We start from the raw sequence: 18,309 nt of genomic DNA, 5'->3' as shown, positions 1-18,309 counted from the left end.
AGCGAAGGCAGGAGGGAGCTGCGCACGGCCGGAGCGAAGGCGGAGGTACGCCTAAGGGGCGTCATCAGGCGCGAAGTCCGCGTGCATCGTCGGCGTGCGCACCATGCGCACCTCCACCTCGGCGGTGAACGACTCGAGTTTGCGCGTGCCGTCGAGCACGAAGCCGTGCCTCCGGTAGAACGCCTGGGCGCGCGCATTCCGCTCGAACACCCACAGCGAGCACGGAGCGGCCGGGTCGAGTGCGGCGCGAATCAGGTCGTCGGCTACGCCACTGCCGTGCCAGCGGGAGCGCACGTAGAGGGCGTGTAGTTCCAGCGGGGTCACCGCGTCCGCGGCAGCAGGCGGGCCCGCGCTGGCGAACCCGACCACGTCGTCCTCGACGATCGCGACGTGGGTGCGGCCCGGGTAGCGCACCCGATCGCGTTCCCACAGCTCGGCTCGCCGCTCGATGTCGAACGCGTCGAGCACGTGGTCGGGCACCAGCCCCCGGTACGCCTCGCGCCAGCAGGAGATGTGGCATTCGGCGAGGCTGTAGGTGTACTCGGCGGCCAGCGGCTGGACCCGCCAGGGGCGCTCGCTCACCGCGGGAACGCTCGCCGAGCGCCCGCAGTCATGACGACGCCCCGGACCACCCGTAGTGGGTGCCGGGGCGTTCGGTCAGCCGGGGCGGATCAGCCGCGGACGACCTTGCCCGCCTTCAGGCAGGAGGTGCACACGTTCATGCGGCGGGTGTTGCCCGGGGCGACCTGCGCGCGAACGGTCTGGATGTTCGGGTTCCAACGACGGTTGGTGCGCCGGTGCGAGTGCGAGACCGACTTCCCGAAGCCGGGGCCCTTGGCGCAGACGTCGCAGACGGCAGCCATAGTCGCGAACTCCTTCATGTCAATGGTGGGGACCGCCGCTTTCGCGAGCGCGCCCTCGTGCAATGTCGAGTGTGCCCTGTCGGCTGGGTAGCCGACCAGCGCAGACCGGTGACGGCCGCGCGAGGCAACCCTGCAAGGGTAGCTGTGCCGGTACCGATCCACCAAACCGGTCCCCGCGGACGAGTGCCGGAGCGGTAGCTGGGCACCTCCAGTTTAATGGCGCGGTCTTGCCGGTTGCCTGTCGGCACCGCCAGCTAACCTGGCGGACGGTGTGGTGCGGCGGCGGAAGGAGTGCGGTGACGGTGTCCGGGGCGCGAGATGTGCTGGACGGCACGGCATTGCTGTGCTGGGGCCGCACCTGTCTTGCCGGCCTGGAACACCGCCGCGAGGAGATCAACGCGCTCAATGTCTTTCCCGTCCCGGACGCCGACACCGGCACCAATCTGCTGGCCACCATGCGGGCCGCGGTCGAGGCGGCGGAAGCGGTCGCGGCGTCGCGGGCGAACACCGAGGCGAGCGGGGACGGGAGCGCGGCTCACGCCGTCGCCGTCGCGATGGCGCACGGCGCGACGGTCGGGGCCCGCGGCAACTCCGGGATCATCCTGTCCCAGGTGCTGCGGGGCGTCGCGGAAGCGGTGGGCGGGGGTCCGTTCACGGCAGACAGCCTGCGCGTGGCGCTGACCAGGGCCTCCGAGCTGGTGCGCGAAGCGCTGAGCGTGCCGATCGAAGGGACCATCCTCACCGTGCTGGACTGCGCCGCCGCGGCGGCCGCGGGGTGCCCGGATCGGACACTGGCAGGCGTGGCCCTGGCCGCGGCCGACGGTGCGGCCAAGGCGCTCGGCGATACTCCCTTTCAATTGGGTGTGCTGCGTGAGGCCGGTGTCGTCGATGCGGGTGCCCGCGGGCTGGTCGTGCTGCTGGACAGTTTGGTCACGATGACCAGGGGCGAAGCGCCCGAGCGGCCGGAGTACCCCCGGCCGTCGTCGGTGGCGCGCTGCGCGTCCGCCGACGACGCCGAACCGCAGTACGAGGTGATGTACCTGCTGGCCCACTCCGACGAGTCGAGAGTGGCCGCGCTGCGAGCCCGTCTCGGCGAACTCGGCGACTCGGTGGTGGTCGTCGGTGACGGCGGCGGGTCCTGGTCGGCGCATGTGCACTGCGCCGACGCGGGTGCGGCGGTGGAGGCGGGCATCGCCGCGGGCACGCTCAGCCGGATCCGCGTCGAGAACGTCACCTTCGGGTCGCATCGAGACGTATGGCCCGCGCCCGGAAACCGCGCCGGGGTCGCGGGCGCCGGAAACGAGCCGAACCCCGGCGCCGGCCGTGCCTCCGACGCGCGGACCTGGCCCGCTCGAACCGGAGACACCACGAAATCCACCCCGGCCGCCGATTCGACCCAGGTCGTGGCCGGTGCGCTCGGCTCGGCCGCGGCGAAGCCCCCCGGCGCTCCGGCCGACCGCGGGATTCTGGCGGTGGTCGCCGGCGCGGGCGCGGCGTCGCTGTTCGAGGACGCGGGTGCCGTGGTGCTGGCGGGCGACGAGCCGGTCACCGCGACGGCGCTGCTGGCCGCCATCCGGCGGATGCCGAACCGCGAAGTGCTGGTGCTGCCCAACGGCGCGTTGCCTGCGCACGAACTGGTCGCCGTCGGCGTCGCGGCGCGCGACGCCCACCGCGACGTGCTGCTGCTGCCGAGCGCGTCGATGGTGCAGGGCCTGGCCGCACTGGCCGTGCACGACCGAGGACGGATCGCGGTCGACGACGCTTTCACCATGTCGGAGGCGGCCGCGACGACGCGCTGGGGATCGCTGCGCGCGGCGACCGAGCGCGCGCTCACCATGGTCGGCACCTGTGAACCGGGCGACGGGCTCGGGCTGGCCGGCCACGACGTCGTCGTGATCGAGCCCGACGTGCGGACGGCGGGCCGGACGCTGTTGGACCGGCTGCTCGCCTTCGGCGGCGAGCTGGTCACCTTGCTGATGGGAGCGGCCGCGCCGGAAGGCCTCGGCGACGAACTCGCCGCCCACATCGCGCAGCACTTCCCCGGTGTCGAGGTGATCGTGTATTCCGGTGGGCAGCACGGCGATTCGGTGCAGATCGGAGTGGAGTAGGGCATGGCGACACTGAGCGATCGGCTCGACCACATACTCGGGGCGAAGGCGGCGGCCTCGCTGGCGGACGCGTTCGACATGCACACCGTCGAGGACCTGCTGCGGCACTACCCGCTGCGCTACGCCACACAGGGGCAGCCGCTCACCGAGGAGGCGCCCGAGGACGGTTCGCACATCACGGTCATCGGGCGGATCACCAAGGCCGATCTGCGGCCGATGCGCAACCGCCGCGGGTCGCTGCTGAAGGTGGTGCTCGACACCGGCTCCGGGCGCGGCGTCGACGTCACCTTCTTCAACGGCGACAAGGTGAAATACGTCGTGCGCGAAGGTCTGCGCGCGATGATGTCGGGCACGGTGACCTACTGGCGGCCCGGCCAGTGGAACCTCAGCCACCCCGGTTACCTGATCCTGCCGGAGACCGAGGACGACGACTCGGTCGGCGCGTTGACCAAGGTCCGCGGCGGCGGAGACCTGCGCGGCCTGGCGCAGAGCGCCAAAGGCGCCGGGGGAGTGGACACCTCGTTCATGGAACGCGAGTTCATCCCGGTCTACCCGGCGACCGCCAAGGTGCAGAGCTGGGATGTGCTCGCCTGCGTGCGTCAGGTGCTCGACCAGCTCGATCCGCTCGATGATCCGCTGCCGGAGGACGTGCGCGCCGAACGCGCGCTGCCGAACCTGTCCGACGCGCTGCGCTTGATCCACCTGCCCGAGCGCAAGTCCGATATCGATCAGGCCAGAGACCGGCTGCGTTTCGACGAGGCGCTGGCCCTGCAACTGGTGCTGGCCGAGCGCAGGCACGAGGTATCCGGTCGCCGCGCACGCGCCTGCGTGCCACGCACCGACGGCATCGCCGCGGCGTTCGACCAGCGCCTGCCCTTCGAGCTCACCGCGGGGCAGCAGCAGGTCGTCGCCGAGATCTCCGCCGACCTGGCTCGCGAGCAGCCGATGCACCGGTTGCTGCAAGGTGAGGTGGGCTCGGGCAAGACGATCGTCGCCCTGCACGCCATGCTGCAAGTGGTCGACGCGGGCCTGCAGTGCGCGCTGCTCGCCCCGACGGAGGTGCTGGCCGCGCAGCACTACCGGTCGCTGCGCGGCATGCTCGGCGAGCTGGGCGCCGCGGGCGAGCTGGGCGCGGCCGACAACGCCACCCGCGTGGCGCTGGTGACCGGCTCGATGTCGGCCGCGGCGAAGAAGGCCGCGCTGCTGGAGGCGGTGACCGGCGAGGCGGGCATCGTGATCGGCACACACGCGCTGATCCAGGACAACGTCGAGTTCTTCGACCTCGGCATGGTGGTGGTCGACGAACAGCATCGCTTCGGCGTCGAGCAGCGGGACGCGTTGCGCGCCAAGGCGAAAGCGGGCGCCAGCCCGCATCTGCTGGTGATGACCGCGACGCCGATCCCGCGCACCATCGCCATGACCACGCTCGGCGACCTGGAGACCTCCACGCTGACCGAACTGCCGCGAGGTCGCTCGCCGATCGTCTCCAAGGTGGTGCCGCGCAGACAGCATCCGAACTGGGTGGATCGCGCCTGGGAGCGGATCGTGGAGGAGGTCGCCGCCGGACGCCAGGCGTACGTGGTGTGTTCGCGCATCGGCGACGACGAGGAGGCGACCGGCAAGTCCCGCAACGGGCGCTCCAAGTCCGGTGACGGCGAGAAGGAAGGCCCCACCACCCAGGCCGTGCTCGACGTGTTCGAGATGCTGCGCGGCGGGCCGCTGTCGGGCGTGCGGGTCGGCCTGCTGCACGGCAGACTGCCCGCCGATGAAAAAGACCAGGTGATGCGGGCGTTCAACGACGGATCGGTGGACGTGCTGGTGTGCACCACGGTGGTCGAGGTCGGGGTGGACGTGCCCAACGCGACGGTGATGGTGATCGTCGACGCGGACCGGTTCGGCGTCAGTCAGCTGCACCAGCTGCGCGGCCGGATCGGCCGGGGAAAGCACCCCGGACTGTGCCTGCTGGTCACCGACGCCGCGCCGGGCGGGTCGGCCATGGCGCGGCTGGACGCGGTCGCGGCCACCACCGACGGCTTCGAACTCGCGGTGCTCGACCTGCGCACCCGCCGTGAGGGTGACGTGCTCGGCGCCGCCCAGTCCGGCACGGCCCGCTCGCTGCGCCTGCTGTCGCTGCTGGACGACCTCGAGGTCATCACCGCCGCCCAGGATTTCGCCCGGGACGTGGTGGCGTCCGATCCCGGATTGCGCAAGCATCCCGGTCTGGCCGGGATGATGCACGCGGCGGTGGACTCCGAGCGGCTGGAGTATCTGGCGAAGTCGTGATGCCTCGTCAGCGTCCGAGCCGCGGGTAGGGCAAATCGGTGCTGGTGTATTCGGTGACCGCCAACGGGCTGCCGATGTGCGGGAACGCCCGCTGCGGGCACCCGGGACGCTCGCACACCTTGCAGCCCGCGCCGATCGGGACCGCGGTGGCCGGGTCGTCCACCTGCAACCCGGCCGAATACACCAGGCGGTCGGCGTATTCGATGTCGCAGCCGAGACCGATCGCGAAGTTCTTCGCCGCGGTGCCGAACCCGTGCGGTGCGATCGCCGCGGTGCGGGCCACCCACAGATAGCGGCGGCCGTCGGGCATCTCGGCGATCTGGGTGAGTATGCGCCCGGGGTGTGCGAAGGCCTCGTGCACCACCCACAGCGGGCAACTGCCGCCCACCCGGGAGAAATGGAACGCGGTGGCGGACTGACGTTTGGAGATGTTGCCCGCGCGATCGGTGCGCACGAAGAAGAACGGGACGCCGCGCTGCCCTTGCCGCTGCAAGGTGCTCAGCCGATGGCAGATGGTTTCGAAGCCGACCTCGAAACGAAGGGCGAGCAGGTCGATGTCGTAGTGCAGTTCCTCGGCCGAGCGCAGGAATCGCCCGTACGGCAGCACCAGCGCGCCGGCGAAGTAGTTGGCCAGCCCGATCCGCGCCAGCGTGCGGGATTCGCCGCTGAGCGAGGGGGTTTCGGCCAGGACCCCGTCCAGCTCCGCCCCGTACAGCAGGAAGCCGAGCGTGGTGGCGATCTGGAAGGCGCGCTGGCCCGGCCGCAGCCGACGGGCGAGGGTGAGCGTGCGGGTCTCCGGGTCGTAGTGCCGTTTGGGAACGTTGGGGTCGGCGCCGTCACCGCGCACCAGCACGGTCACGCCCGCACGTTCCTCGGCGATCCGCGCTAGCTGGCGATCGAGTGAGCCGATGCTGAGTCCGGAGTTCTCGAACAGTTGCTCGGCGGCGATGTCCAGCTGCGGAATGTGATTGTGGTGGTCGTAGAAGAAGTCGCGCACGTCCTCGTAGGGCATCGGCACCCCGGGCGCGCCCGCGGGCGCGGAGACCCGCGCGGAGAGCAGGTCGAGCTGATCGGTGGCGGCGCGTAGTCGGCGATGCATCGCGACGACGATCCTGGCGACCTCCGGCTGACGGGTCGCCAGCTCCTCGACTTCGGTCAGCGGCGCGGTGTGCCCGCCCGCGGCGTCCACCAGCACTTCGTGCAGGTCGGACACCAGGCGCGCGTCCGAGTCGGCGGCGAAGAACTGGACGTCGAGGTCGAAGGTCGAATTCAGTTTCAGCAGTACGGGAATGGTGAGGGGGCGTTGGTCGCGCTCGAGCTGGTTGAGATAGCTCGGCGACAGATCCAGCGATTTCGCCAGAGCCGCCTGAGTCATCCTCCGCTCTTCGCGCAATCGCCGAAGCCGGGCGCCCGCATACATCTTGCGCACGTGCACGATGGTAGCTGCGCTTATTCGCAATCATCGCAAAAACACGCGTTGTTACCCACGAAAATATGCTTTTGCGAGGTATTAAGTGTCCTGTCCGATCTGCGTAGCGTGCGAAGAGAGATTCGTCGCCGCGTCGTGGAGGATGCATGAAGACACACATCGTACGAGCCCGTTGCGCCGCCGAGGAGTTCCCACGCTCCGAGCATCTCGCCACCAAGATCGCCGAAGTGGCCGCCGACCAGGTCGAAGTCACCACCGAAGTCGGTGCGATGATCATCGACCGGATCATCGACAACGCCGCGGTAGCCGCCGCTTCGCTGACGCGCCGCCCGGTGACCGCCGCGCGCGCCCAGGCCACCGCGCAGCCCTACCGGCCGCGGACCGGCCGGCGCGGGGCCACGGTCTTCGGCCTGCCGGTCGGGCAGCGGGTTTCGCCCGAGTGGGCCGCTTGGGCCAATGGCGTCGCGGTGCGGGAACTGGACTTCCATGACACGTTCCTCGCCGCGGAGTACTCGCATCCGGGTGACAACATCCCGCCGATCCTCGCCGTCGCCCAGCATCTCGGTCGCAGCGGCGCCGAGCTGATCCGCGGGCTGGCCACCGGCTACGAGATCCAGATCGACCTGGCGCGCGGGATCTGCCTGCACGAGCACAAGATCGATCACGTCGCCCATCTCGGCCCCTCCGCCGCGGCGGGGATCGGCACGCTGCTCGGGCTCGGCACCGAGACCATCTACCAGGCGCTCGGCCAGGCGCTGCACACCACCACGGCGACGCGACAGTCCCGCAAAGGAGAGATCTCCAGCTGGAAGGCCTACGCACCCGCCTTCGCGGGCAAGATGGCGGTCGAGGCAGTGGATCGCGCACTGCGCGGCGAGGGTGCGCCCGCGCCGATCTGGGAGGGCGCCGACGGCGTGATCGCCCGGTTGCTCGGCGGACCGGACGCCGAATATCGCGTGCCGCTGCCACGCCCCGGCGAGGCCAAGCGCGCCATCCTGGACAGCTACACCAAAGAGCACTCGGCCGAATACCAGAGTCAGGCGCCGATCGATCTCGCGCGCCGGATGCGGGCACGGATCGGCGATCCGGCGCAGATCGCCTCGATCGTGCTGCACACCAGTCACCACACGCACGTGGTGATCGGTACCGGCTCCGGCGACCCGCAGAAGTTCGATCCGCACGCCGGCCGCGAAACACTCGATCATTCGCTGCCCTACATCTTCGCGGTGGCACTGCAGGACGGGACCTGGCACCACGAGCGGTCGTACGCGCCCGAGCGGGCGCGGCGGCCGGACACCGTCGCGCTGTGGCGCAAGATCAGCACGACCGAGGACCCGGAGTGGACCCGGCGCTACCACGCCACCGACCCCGGGGAAAAGGCGTTCGGCGCGCGCGCCGTGGTCACGCTGGCGAGCGGGGAGACGATCGTCGACGAATTGGCCGTCGCCGACGCCCACCCGCTGGGAGCGCGTCCGTTCGGCCGGGCTCAGTACATCGCCAAGTTCCGCACCCTGGCCGAGGGGGTGCTCGACGAGGCCGAGCAGGAGCGCTTCCTCGACGCGGCCCAGCGGACGCCGGAACTGGCCGCCGGTGAGCTGGACCAACTGAATTTCACCGTGTCCGACGAGGTGCTCACCCGAGCGCCGCGGATTGCGGAAGGAATCTTCTGATGCGGGCGTCAGTCCTCGGCCGGGATCACCGCCTGCGCGGCGATCACGTTCTCGCCGTCGAAGGTGAGCGCGGGCGATCCGTGCAGCCGATAGCCCTGACCGAGCAGGTCGCTGACGCGGGCGCAGAATCGCGCGTCGTCGACGCCGGTGATCAGTCGGTAGCGCAGCGGTTCGGCTTCGGTCATGCGATGAGCGTAGGACGGTGGTCGCGGTGACCGGCCTGTTGTCGTCGGCGACGACCGCGCAGCAGAAGCGCGCGGCCTTCCGCGCCGGTCTGGCCTCGGGCCGGATCCAGCGGTTTCCCGGCGCGTTCGATCCGCTGGCGGCCCGGCTTATCGAGGAAATCGGGTTCGAAGGCGTGTACGTCTCGGGCGCGGTGCTGTCGGCCGAGCTGGCCTTGCCCGATATCGGCCTGACCACGCTCAGCGAGGTGGCCGCGCGGGCGCAGCAGATCGCGCGGGTCACCGACCTTCCGGTGCTCGTCGACGCCGATACCGGCTTCGGGGAGCCGATGAACGCCGCCCGCACCGTCACGCTCCTGGAGGACGCCGGACTGGCGGGCTGTCACATCGAGGATCAAGTCAATCCGAAGCGCTGCGGTCACCTCGACGGCAAGGCCGTCGTGCCGGTCGAGGACATGGTGCGGCGCCTGCGCGCCGCCGTCTCGGCCCGGCGCGACCCGGACTTCGTCGTCTGCGCCCGCACCGACGCGCGCGGCACGGACGGACTGGCCGCCGCGATCGACCGGGCCAAGGCCTACGCGGACGCGGGCGCGGACCTGATCTTCACCGAAGCGCTGGCCGACGCGGCGGAGTTCGCGAAATTCCGTGCTGCGGTGCACATCCCGCTGCTGGCGAACATGACCGAGTTCGGCAAGTCCGAGCTGCTGTCCGCGCGAGAGCTGGAGGAACTCGGGTACAACGCGGTCATCTATCCCGTGACGACGCTGCGGCTGGCCATGTACGCCGTGGAGCAGGGGCTGCGCGAGATCGACCGCACCGGGACGCAGGCCGCGCTGCTCGGGACCATGCAGCACCGGTCCCGGCTCTACGAACTGCTGCGCTACGAGCAGTACAACGCGTTCGACGCGGGCATATTCACCTTCACCGTGAGCGAGTGAGCGACATGACCGAGATCAAGAAGGGCCTGGCCGGAGTCGTGGTCGACACCACCGCCATCTCGAAGGTGGTGCCGGAGACCAACTCCCTGACCTATCGCGGCTACGCGGTGCCGGATCTGGCGCGGCACTGCGGATTCGAGGAGGTCGCGTACCTGCTCTGGTACGGCGAGTTGCCCGACGCCGCACAGCTCGAAATGCTGTGCGGGCGCGAGCGCGCCCAGCGGCGGATCGGCCGGTCGGTCCTCTCGCTGATCGAGAAGATGCCCGACTCCTGTCATCCGATGGACGTGGTGCGGACGGTGGTGAGTTATCTGGGGGCCGAGGACCCGGAGGAGGACCTTTCCGGTGCCACCGCACAGCGGGCGCTGCGCGCCAAGGCACTGCGCCTGACCGCGGTGCTTCCGACCGTCATCGCCGCCGACATGCGGCGGCGGCGTGGGCTGGATCCCGTCGCGCCGCATTCGCACCTGGGCTTCGCGGCGAACTTCCTGAACATGTGCTTCGGCGCGGTACCCGATCCCCGGATCGTCCGGGCGTTCGAGACGTCGCTGATCCTCTACGCGGAGCACGGTTTCAACGCCTCCACCTTCGCCGCACGAGTGGTCACCTCCACGCGATCGGATATCTACAGCGCGGTCACGGCCGCGATCGGGGCGCTGAAAGGGCCACTGCACGGCGGCGCCAACGAGGCCGTCATGCACGCGCTGCTGGAGATCGGCGAACCGGAAGCGGCGGGCGAATGGCTGCGCGCCAAGCTCGCCGACAAGCAGAAGGTGATGGGCTTCGGGCACCGGGTCTACAAGAACGGCGATTCCCGGGTGCCGACCATGCGCGCGGAACTGGCGCAGGTGGCGGCGGTGACCGGAGGCGAGCGCTGGCTGCGCGTGTCCGCCGCGCTGGAACGCGCGATGGACGAGGCCACCGGTATCGAGCCGAATCTGGATTTCCCCGCCGGACCCGCCTACTACCTGATGGGTTTCGACATCGCGATGTTCACGCCGATCTTCGTGATGAGCCGGATCACCGGGTGGACCGCGCACATCATCGAGCAGGTGGCCTCGAACGCGCTGATCCGGCCGCTGTCGGAGTACACCGGGGTACCGCAGCGGGAGGTGGTCGTCAGCCGCTGACCGGGGGCCTGCCGCAGGCAGAGCGGGGAGGCCGCGATCCACTCTTCCCAACCGAGCGATTGCTTGGTTCAATCGAGAGGTCCGGCGCCCCGCCCTCCGGCAGCAGGAAGTGAGCCAAGCGAATGCCCGATCCCGACGAGCTCGTGCGTGCGATGTGCCGAAGCTGGTCCGACCCCGACCCGGATCGAATCAGCGCGTACTTCGCCGAGGACGCCGTCTACCACAACATCCCGATGGAACCCATCGTCGGGCGCACCGCGATCCGCGACTTCATCGCAGGCTTCCTGACCACCTTCGAAGCTATCGACTTCGACATCCACCATCAGATCGCATCCGGCAACGTGGTCATGAACGAACGCACCGACACCCTGCGCTCCGCCGGCCGCGGGACCCCCCTCCCCGTCATGGGCTTCTTCGAAGTCACCGACGGCGCCATCACCATCTGGCGGGACTATTTCGACATGGCCGCCATCAACCGAGCCTTCGGCCTGTAGCGCCGACACGAGTTCCGGAATCGCAGGGAACCGAATCCGGTATGGGTGCGTCGAAGTAGGCAAGAGGGGAAAGACATAAGTCGAGGTTTGAGGAGGGGTGGCCGGTGGAGCGTTGTTCTGGTTGTCATACGGCGTGGCGGCGGGGGATGCGGGCGCGGGCGCGGGAGTTGCCGGTGACGCGGCGGGAAGAGCCCTGTGATCGGTACACCTTGCGGCGGCGGCAGCCGCCCCGGCCGGAGCCGGAATCCGACTGAGGCCGTGAAGAATTCGGTGCCCCCCTCGCCAGGCGAAGGGGGCACCGGTCAGGCGGGCCGGGTCATCGCACGGCCGCCGCCGCGGCGACCATGTTGCGCAGCGAGGCCTCCACCTCGACGCGTCCCCTGGTCTTCAGCCCGCAGTCCGGATTCACCCAGAGCCGTTCGGCCGGAACGGCTTTCAGCGCCGCGCGCAGCGACGCGGTGATCTCCTCCACGCCGGGGACCCGAGGCGAGTGGATGTCGTAGACGCCCGGCCCGACGCCGAGGTCGAAACCCGCCGCGTTGAGATCGTCGAGCACCTCCATCCGGGAGCGTGCCGCCTCGATCGACGTGACGTCGGCGTCCAGCCCGGCGATCGCATCGATCACCTCACCGAACTCCGAGTAGCACAGGTGCGTGTGGATCTGCGTCGTATCCGACACCCCGGAGGTCGCGAGCCGGAACGACCGCACCGACCACTCCAGGTACTCGGACTGATCGGCCGCGCGCAACGGAAGCAGTTCCCGCAGGGCGGGCTCGTCGACCTGGATGATCCGGACGCCCGCCGACTCCAAGTCGACGGTCTCGTCCCGGATCGCCAGCGCCACCTGGCGAGCGGACTCGCCCAACGGCTGGTCGTCGCGCACGAACGACCACGCCAGAATGGTCACCGGGCCGGTCAGCATGCCTTTCACCGGCTTGTCGGTGAGCGACTGCGCGTAGCCGATCCACTCCACGGTCATCGGCTCCCGCCGCGCCACGTCGCCGAACAGGATCGGCGGCCGCACGCAGCGCGTGCCGTAGGACTGCACCCAGCCGTGCTCGGTCGCCGCGAACCCGTCGAGCTGCTCGGCGAAGTACTGCACCATGTCGTTGCGCTCCGGCTCGCCGTGCACCAGCACGTCCAGACCCAGTTCCTCCTGGAGCGCGATGACGTCCGCGATCTCGGCGCGCATCCGGCGCACGTACTCCGCCTGATCGATCTCGCCCGTGCGCAGCGCCGCTCGCGCCAGCCGGATGCTCGCGGTCTGTGGGTAGGAACCGATCGTCGTGGTCGGCAACGCGGGCAACCGCAGCCGGTCCCGTTGCAGTTCCCGGCGCTGCTCGGCGGGGGCGCGTCGGACGGCGTCCGGCCCGAGTTCGGCCAGCCTGGCCCGCACCCGCGCGTCGTTCAGCCGCGGGTCCGACCTCCGCGACGCCAGTGCCGCGCGCGCCGCGGCCAGGTCCGCCTCGATGGCCTCCGTGCCCTCGCTCAGCCCGGTCGCGAGCAGGCGGACCTCGGCCACCTTCTCCGCGCCGAACGCCAGCCAGGACCGAGGCCGCTCGTCCAATCGCGTCTCCGCGGCCAGGGTATAGGGCACGTGCAGCAGCGAGCAGGAGCTCGAAACCGCCACGTGTGCAGCGGATCCCAGCAACGTGCCGAGTGTGGCCAGGGCGCGGTCGAGATCGGTGCGCCACACATTGCGACCGTCCACCACTCCCGCGACGATCAGCTTGCCCGCCAACGCGGGCAGGGCCGCCACCGCGGCGACGTCGGCCCCGGAGGTGAAGTCGAGGGCGACTCCCTCCACGCCGGTGCTCGCCAGGGCGGCGAGCGCGGCACCCGTCTGGCCGAAGTAGGTCGCGACGAGGATCGCCGGACGATCGGTGGCGTCGGCGAGCTCGTCGTAGGTGACCTGCACGAGGCCGATCTCCTCCGCCGTGAGGTCGGTGACCAGCACGGGCTCATCGATCTGCACCCACTCCGCCCCGGCGACGGCCAGCCTGCGCAGCAGCTCCCGATACAGCGGCAGCAACTCGATCAGCCGGGCGAGCGGCGAGCCGCCGCCGGCCTTCGCCAGCTTGAGGAAGGTGATCGGGCCGATCACCACCGGCCGCGCGGGCACACCCAGTTCGAGCGCTTCCCGCAATTCCTCCAGCAGCTTCTCCGGATGCAGCGAGAAGGCGGTATCCGGGCCTATTTCCGGGACCAGGTAGTGATAGTTGGTGTCGAACCACTTGGTCATCTCCAAGGGCTCGACCGTGTCGGTGCCGCGCGCGGCGGCGAAATACCGTTCCAGCGGGTCCGCGATCCCGGCGACCCGGGGCGGCAGCGCGCCGAGCAGGACGGCGGTGTCGAGCATCTGGTCGTAGTAGGAAAACGTGCCGACCGGGATCGAGTCCAGACCCGCGGCGCGCGATTCGGTGAGCTGGGCGTGCCGCAGGTCGCGCGCCACGGCGTGCAACTGGTCGGCGTCGATCTTGCCTGCCCAGTAGGATTCGGTGGCCCGCTTGAGTTCGCGCTTGGGCCCCACTCGTGGTAGCCCGAGAACCGTTGCGGTGAACGGCTTTTGCTGTGCAACAGTCACGATGTTTCTCCATTGCTGAGGATGACGAGCCATCGCCGTACGGGCAGCGGAGAACCTTTTGACATGCCGGGATGTTCCCGGCCGAGGAGCTCGACACGTCAGCTGGTGATCCGCACGCCCAATCCACGAGGCGGTGGCCGCCGGGTACGGCGTACCCGGCACGGCTGGCAGGTCTTCGGACTCGCGGGCACCGGCCCCAGGGACCGGCATGAGCCGGGGTGGTCCCCATGGCCGACCTACTGGCCGTCGCTTCCCAGGTCGCGGAGCCTTCCGGCTCGGTTGACCCAGTGCCTGGTGACGGCGGTCGTTCCTGCATACCGCTGCGGGACAGTCCCGGATTCTCACCGGGTTCCCTCTCGCCCGCCGTGACGTCGCCGCACGGGCGGGCTCGGCTCCGTCGCACGACGTCGGGGCTCCATCTCGTCGTGCCGCGGTGAACCAGCTGCCCGTTCAGCATAGGACGCGCAGTGCCGGGCCGGGGCGACCGGCCCGGCGCAGGCCCCGGCTTCCGGACAGCACACCGGTTGCTGCCGCGTCGCCCATGTATCGGCGCGGTGAACGCAACTTCGCAACGGTGCTAGTCGCCGTTGTGAAGAGGTTGCGAAGGGGGATTCCGTGTCGGTGCGGTTCACACGGCCGGGTACCTTAGGTCAATGTTCTCGAAAGTCTTGGTTGCCAACCGTGGCGAGATCGCCATCCGAGCCTTCCGCGCGGCGTACGAACTCGGCATCGGGACGGTCGCTGTGTTTCCCTACGAGGACCGCAATTCGGTTCATCGGTTGAAGGCGGCGGAGTCGTATCAGATCGGCGAACCCGGCCATCCGGTGCGGGCCTACCTGTCGATCGAGGGGATCATCGAGGCGGCCAAGTCGGCGGGAGCGGACGCGATCTACCCGGGGTACGGGTTCTTGTCGGAGAACCCGGATCTGGCGGCGGCGTGCGCCCGCGAGGGCATCACCTTCATCGGCCCGTCGGCCGAGGTGCTCGAACTGGCGGGTAACAAGGCGCGCGCCATCGAGGCGGCCAAGGCCGCCGGGCTGCCGGTGCTGCGGTCGAGCGCGCCGTCGGCGGACGTGGACGAGCTGCTGGCCGCCTCGCAGCAGCTGGAATACCCGATCTTCGTCAAGGCGGTCGCGGGCGGCGGCGGGCGCGGTATGCGCCGGGTCGCGGCCCCCGAGCAGCTGCGCGAGTCGATCGAGGCGGCTTCGCGGGAGGCGGAGTCGGCGTTCGGTGACCCGACGGTGTTCCTGGAGCAGGCGGTGGTGAACCCACGCCACATCGAGGTGCAGATCCTGGCCGATCAGCACGGCAATGTGATGCACCTGTTCGAGCGGGACTGCTCGGTGCAGCGGCGGCATCAGAAGGTGATCGAGCTGGCGCCCGCGCCGAATCTGGATCCCGGGCTGCGGGAACGAATCTGCGCCGACGCGGTCGCGTTCGCCCGGCAGATCGGTTACTCGTGCGCGGGCACCGTGGAGTTCCTGCTGGACGAGCGCGGCAACCACGTGTTCATCGAGATGAACCCGCGCATCCAGGTGGAACACACGGTGACCGAGGAGATCACCGACGTCGACCTGGTGCAGTCGCAGCTGCGGATCGCCGCGGGGGAAACCCTCGAGCAGCTGGGTCTGAGCCAGGACGCGGTGACCATCCGGGGCGCGGCCCTGCAGTGCCGGATCACCACCGAGGACCCGGCCAACGGGTTCCGTCCCGACACCGGGCGCATCACCGCCTACCGCACGCCGGGCGGCGCGGGCATCCGCCTGGACGGCGGCGCGAACCTGGGCGCGGAGATCGGCGCCTATTTCGACTCGATGCTGGTCAAGCTCACCTGCCGTGGTCGCGACTTCGATGCGGCGGTGGCGCGGGCGAGCCGGGCGCTGGCGGAGTTCCGGATCCGCGGCGTGGCCACGAACATCCCGTTCCTGCTCGCCGTGCTGGACGACCCCGACTTCAAGGCAGGCCGGGTGACCACCTCGTTCATCGACGAGCGCCCGCAGCTGCTGACCCTGCGCCGATCCGCCGACCGCGGCACCAAGATCCTCGACTACCTGGCGGACGTCACCGTGAACAAGCCGCACGGCGAGCGGCCGACCACGGTGTACCCGCACGACAAGCTGCCCGCGATCGATCTGAGCGTGCCGCCGCCGGACGGGTCTCGCCAGCGGCTGCTCCGGCTGGGACCGGAAGGTTTCGCGCGGGCTCTGCGTGAGCAGAAGGCGGTCGGCGTCACCGACACCACGTTCCGTGACGCACACCAGTCGCTGCTGGCCACCCGGGTGCGCACCAACGGCCTGCTCGGGGTGGCGGGGCATGTGGCGCGGTTGACGCCGGAGCTGCTGTCGATCGAGGCCTGGGGCGGAGCGACCTACGACGTGGGCTTGCGGTTCCTGTACGAGGACCCGTGGGAGCGGTTGGCGGCGTTGCGGGAAGCTGTCCCGAACATCTGTCTGCAGATGCTGCTGCGCGGCCGCAACACCGTCGGCTACACCCCGTATCCGGAGGCGGTGACCCGCGCGTTCGTCTCCGAGGCGACCGCCACCGGCATCGATATCTTCCGGATCTTCGACGCGCTCAACAACGTCGATCAGATGCGTCCGGCCATCGACGCGGTCCGCGAGACGGGCACCGCGATCGCCGAAGTCGCGATCAGCTACACCGGCGATCTGTCCAACCCGGACGAGTCGCTCTACACCCTGGACTACTACCTGAAGCTGGCCGAGCAGATCGTCGACGCGGGCGCGCACGTGCTGGCGATCAAGGACATGGCCGGACTGCTGCGCGCCCCGGCCGCGACCACGCTGGTCACCGCGTTGCGCAGCAATTTCGATCTGCCGGTGCACGTGCACACGCACGACACCCCGGGTGGGCAGCTGGCCACCTACCTGGCCGCGTGGCAGGCCGGTGCGGACGCGGTCGACGGCGCGAGCGCCGCGATGGCCGGTACCACCAGTCAGCCCGCGCTCTCGGCGATCGTCGCGGCCGCGGCGCACAGCGAGTACGACACCGGGTTGAACCTGCAGAACGTGTGCGACCTGGAGCCGTACTGGGAAGCGCTGCGGAAGGTGTACGCGCCGTTCGAGTCCGGGCTGCCCGCGCCGACCGGTCGCGTCTACACCCACGAGATCCCCGGCGGGCAGTTGTCGAACCTGCGCCAGCAGGCGATCGCGCTCGGGTTGGGCGACCGGTTCGAAGAGGTCGAGGCGAAGTACGCCGCCGCCGACCGGCTGCTGGGCCGCTTGGTGAAGGTCACCCCGTCCTCGAAGGTCGTCGGTGATCTGGCGTTGGCGCTGGTCGGTACCGGCGTCGATGTCGAGGACTTCGCCGCGGACCCGGGCCGCTACGACATCCCGGACTCGGTGATCGGGTTCCTGCGCGGCGAACTGGGCACCCCCGCCGGTGGCTGGCCCGAACCGTTCCGCAGCAAAGCACTGGCCGGACGCGGTGCGGCCAAGCCCGAGACACCGTTGACGCCCGCGGACGAGAAGGCGCTGGCCGGTAGCTCCGAGGAGCGCCGGGCGACGCTGAACCGGCTGCTGTTCCCCGGCCCGACCGCCGAATTCCTGGCCCACCGCGAGAAGTACGGCGACACCTCCGGACTGTCGGCCAACCAGTTCTTCTACGGCCTGCGCCGCGGCGAGGAGCACCGGGTGCAGCTGGAGAAGGGCGTCACCCTGCTCATCGGCCTGGAGGCGATCTCCGAACCCGACGAGCGCGGCATGCGCACGGTGATGTGCATCCTCAACGGCCAGTTGCGGCCGGTCTCGGTTCGTGACCGGTCGATCGCGAGCGAGATTCCGGCCGCCGAGAAAGCCGACAAGGCCAACCCCGGCCACATCGCCGCGCCGTTCGCCGGTGTCGTCACTCTCGCGGTGTCCGAAGGCGATTCGGTCGCGGCGGGCGACACCATCGGCACCATCGAAGCCATGAAGATGGAAGCCGCGATCACCGCGCCCCGCGCGGGCACCGTCGGTCGCGTCGCCATCGGTGCCGTGCAGCAGGTCGAAGGCGGCGACCTGCTCATCGAGCTGGCGGTGCGGGAGTCGTCCGCGGGATGACGCGGATCGTCGCCGGAACGGCGGGCGGGCGGCGCCTTCGGGTGCCGCCGTCGGGCACCCGGCCGACCTCCGACCGGGTACGGGAGGCGCTGTTCAGCGCGTTGGACGCCCGGCTGGACTTCGCGGGCGCCCGCGTTCTGGACCTGTACGCGGGTTCCGGCGCGCTCGGGCTGGAGGCGCTCTCGCGTGGCGCCGAGCACGCGTTGCTCATCGAGTCCGACCGCAAGGCGGCGTCGGTGGTGCGCGGCAATATCGCCGACCTCGGGCTGCCCGGCGCGGAATTACGGGTCGCGACGGTGGCCGGCGTGCTGCGCCTGGGCGGGGCGGGTCGCTTCGACGTGGTCTTCTCCGATCCGCCCTACGCGGTGGACAACGCCGCCGTGCTGGCCGACCTGCGCGCGCTGACCGAGCACGAGTGGCTGCGGCCCGGGGCGGTGATCGTGCTGGAGCGCTCGGCGCGCTCGCCCGAGATCGCTTGGCCCGCAGGCTTCGTCCCGGCCAAGTCGCGCCGGTACGGCGAAACACGCATCGATCTCGCGGACTTCGAGCCGGACGGATAGGCGCGGGTCG

The 18,309-nt window shown here is 70.2% G+C and carries 13 protein-coding genes and 1 riboswitch; of the genes, 8 read left to right on the top strand and 5 right to left on the bottom strand.

Annotated elements, in window-relative coordinates; all coding sequences use genetic code 11:
• Positions 1-51 precede the first annotated feature (51 nt).
• Entirely contained in the window at positions 52-582 is a 531-nt protein-coding gene (locus ON19_RS20965; protein WP_051169124.1) for a GNAT family N-acetyltransferase, read from the bottom strand.
• Between the two features lie 89 nt (positions 583-671).
• A complete protein-coding gene (gene rpmB, locus ON19_RS20960) occupies positions 672-863 on the bottom strand; it encodes a 50S ribosomal protein L28 (RefSeq protein ID WP_011210730.1) in 192 nt (63 codons plus the stop codon).
• Between the two features lie 302 nt (positions 864-1,165).
• Here rpmB and ON19_RS20955 point away from each other — a divergent pair, with 302 nt between their 5' ends.
• Positions 1,166-2,971 (top strand): DAK2 domain-containing protein, encoded by a 1,806-nt coding sequence (locus ON19_RS20955; RefSeq protein WP_372478714.1) that lies wholly within the window; start codon positions 1,166-1,168, stop codon positions 2,969-2,971.
• 3 nt (positions 2,972-2,974) lie between these two features.
• On the top strand, positions 2,975-5,254 hold the full coding sequence (recG, locus tag ON19_RS20950; protein WP_043695452.1) for an ATP-dependent DNA helicase RecG: 2,280 nt from the start codon (positions 2,975-2,977) through the stop codon (positions 5,252-5,254).
• A 7-nt stretch (positions 5,255-5,261) separates the two neighbouring features.
• Here the strand turns inward: recG and ON19_RS20945 are convergent, their stop codons facing one another.
• The gene (locus ON19_RS20945) at positions 5,262-6,683 is read right to left on the bottom strand and encodes a short-chain fatty acyl-CoA regulator family protein (protein ID WP_043695448.1); all 1,422 of its coding nucleotides are present in this window, start codon (positions 6,681-6,683) and stop codon (positions 5,262-5,264) included.
• A 146-nt stretch (positions 6,684-6,829) separates the two neighbouring features.
• On the opposite strand from ON19_RS20945, the gene ON19_RS20940 reads away from it, so the two are divergent.
• Positions 6,830-8,353, top strand: a complete 1,524-nt coding sequence (locus tag ON19_RS20940; protein ID WP_043695446.1) for an MmgE/PrpD family protein — start codon at positions 6,830-6,832, stop codon at positions 8,351-8,353.
• 8 nt (positions 8,354-8,361) lie between these two features.
• Here the strand turns inward: ON19_RS20940 and ON19_RS40530 are convergent, their stop codons facing one another.
• Complete coding sequence (locus ON19_RS40530) at positions 8,362-8,538, bottom strand: DUF1737 domain-containing protein (protein ID WP_083899514.1); 177 nt, start codon at positions 8,536-8,538, stop codon at positions 8,362-8,364.
• Positions 8,539-8,564: 26 nt separating this feature from the next.
• On the opposite strand from ON19_RS40530, the gene prpB reads away from it, so the two are divergent.
• From prpB to ON19_RS20925, 3 genes are all read left to right on the top strand, one after another.
• Positions 8,565-9,473 carry a methylisocitrate lyase gene (prpB, locus tag ON19_RS20935; RefSeq protein ID WP_043695478.1) on the top strand — a complete coding sequence of 303 codons (909 nt, stop codon included), beginning with the start codon at positions 8,565-8,567 and terminating at the stop codon, positions 9,471-9,473.
• 5 nt (positions 9,474-9,478) lie between these two features.
• Positions 9,479-10,603 carry a bifunctional 2-methylcitrate synthase/citrate synthase gene (locus tag ON19_RS20930; protein ID WP_043695475.1) on the top strand — a complete coding sequence of 375 codons (1,125 nt, stop codon included), beginning with the start codon at positions 9,479-9,481 and terminating at the stop codon, positions 10,601-10,603.
• A 122-nt stretch (positions 10,604-10,725) separates the two neighbouring features.
• On the top strand, positions 10,726-11,097 hold the full coding sequence (locus ON19_RS20925; RefSeq protein WP_043695443.1) for a nuclear transport factor 2 family protein: 372 nt from the start codon (positions 10,726-10,728) through the stop codon (positions 11,095-11,097).
• Positions 11,098-11,413: 316 nt separating this feature from the next.
• On the opposite strand, the gene metE is transcribed toward ON19_RS20925, so the two are convergent.
• On the bottom strand, positions 11,414-13,714 hold the full coding sequence (gene metE / locus ON19_RS20920; RefSeq protein WP_051169123.1) for a 5-methyltetrahydropteroyltriglutamate--homocysteine S-methyltransferase: 2,301 nt from the start codon (positions 13,712-13,714) through the stop codon (positions 11,414-11,416).
• Between the two features lie 116 nt (positions 13,715-13,830).
• A riboswitch (cobalamin riboswitch) is annotated at positions 13,831-14,060 on the bottom strand.
• Between the two features lie 274 nt (positions 14,061-14,334).
• Between metE and ON19_RS20915 the strand changes: the two genes are divergently transcribed.
• Positions 14,335-17,739 (top strand): pyruvate carboxylase, encoded by a 3,405-nt coding sequence (locus tag ON19_RS20915; RefSeq protein ID WP_043695437.1) that lies wholly within the window; start codon positions 14,335-14,337, stop codon positions 17,737-17,739.
• Positions 17,736-18,299 (top strand): 16S rRNA (guanine(966)-N(2))-methyltransferase RsmD, encoded by a 564-nt coding sequence (rsmD, locus tag ON19_RS20910; RefSeq protein ID WP_043695434.1) that lies wholly within the window; start codon positions 17,736-17,738, stop codon positions 18,297-18,299. Before ON19_RS20915 ends, rsmD begins: the two co-directional genes overlap by 4 nt.
• Positions 18,300-18,309 lie beyond the last annotated feature (10 nt).

The organism is Nocardia abscessus NBRC 100374 (assembly GCF_000308455.1).
Lineage (GTDB): Bacteria > Actinomycetota > Actinomycetes > Mycobacteriales > Mycobacteriaceae > Nocardia > Nocardia abscessus.
This window is presented reverse-complemented; position numbering and strand designations above follow the sequence as displayed.

Coding starts and splice junctions, on each gene's coding strand:
- rpmB (WP_011210730.1), bottom strand. CDS start 863: ATGGCTGCCGTCTGCGACGTCTGCGCCAAGGGCCCCGGCTTCGGGAAG.
- recG (WP_043695452.1), top strand. CDS start 2,975: ATGGCGACACTGAGCGATCGGCTCGACCACATACTCGGGGCGAAGGCG.
- ON19_RS20940 (WP_043695446.1), top strand. CDS start 6,830: ATGAAGACACACATCGTACGAGCCCGTTGCGCCGCCGAGGAGTTCCCA.
- ON19_RS40530 (WP_083899514.1), bottom strand. CDS start 8,538: ATGACCGAAGCCGAACCGCTGCGCTACCGACTGATCACCGGCGTCGAC.
- ON19_RS20930 (WP_043695475.1), top strand. CDS start 9,479: ATGACCGAGATCAAGAAGGGCCTGGCCGGAGTCGTGGTCGACACCACC.
- ON19_RS20925 (WP_043695443.1), top strand. CDS start 10,726: ATGCCCGATCCCGACGAGCTCGTGCGTGCGATGTGCCGAAGCTGGTCC.
- metE (WP_051169123.1), bottom strand. CDS start 13,714: ATGGCTCGTCATCCTCAGCAATGGAGAAACATCGTGACTGTTGCACAG.
- ON19_RS20915 (WP_043695437.1), top strand. CDS start 14,335: ATGTTCTCGAAAGTCTTGGTTGCCAACCGTGGCGAGATCGCCATCCGA.
- rsmD (WP_043695434.1), top strand. CDS start 17,736: ATGACGCGGATCGTCGCCGGAACGGCGGGCGGGCGGCGCCTTCGGGTG.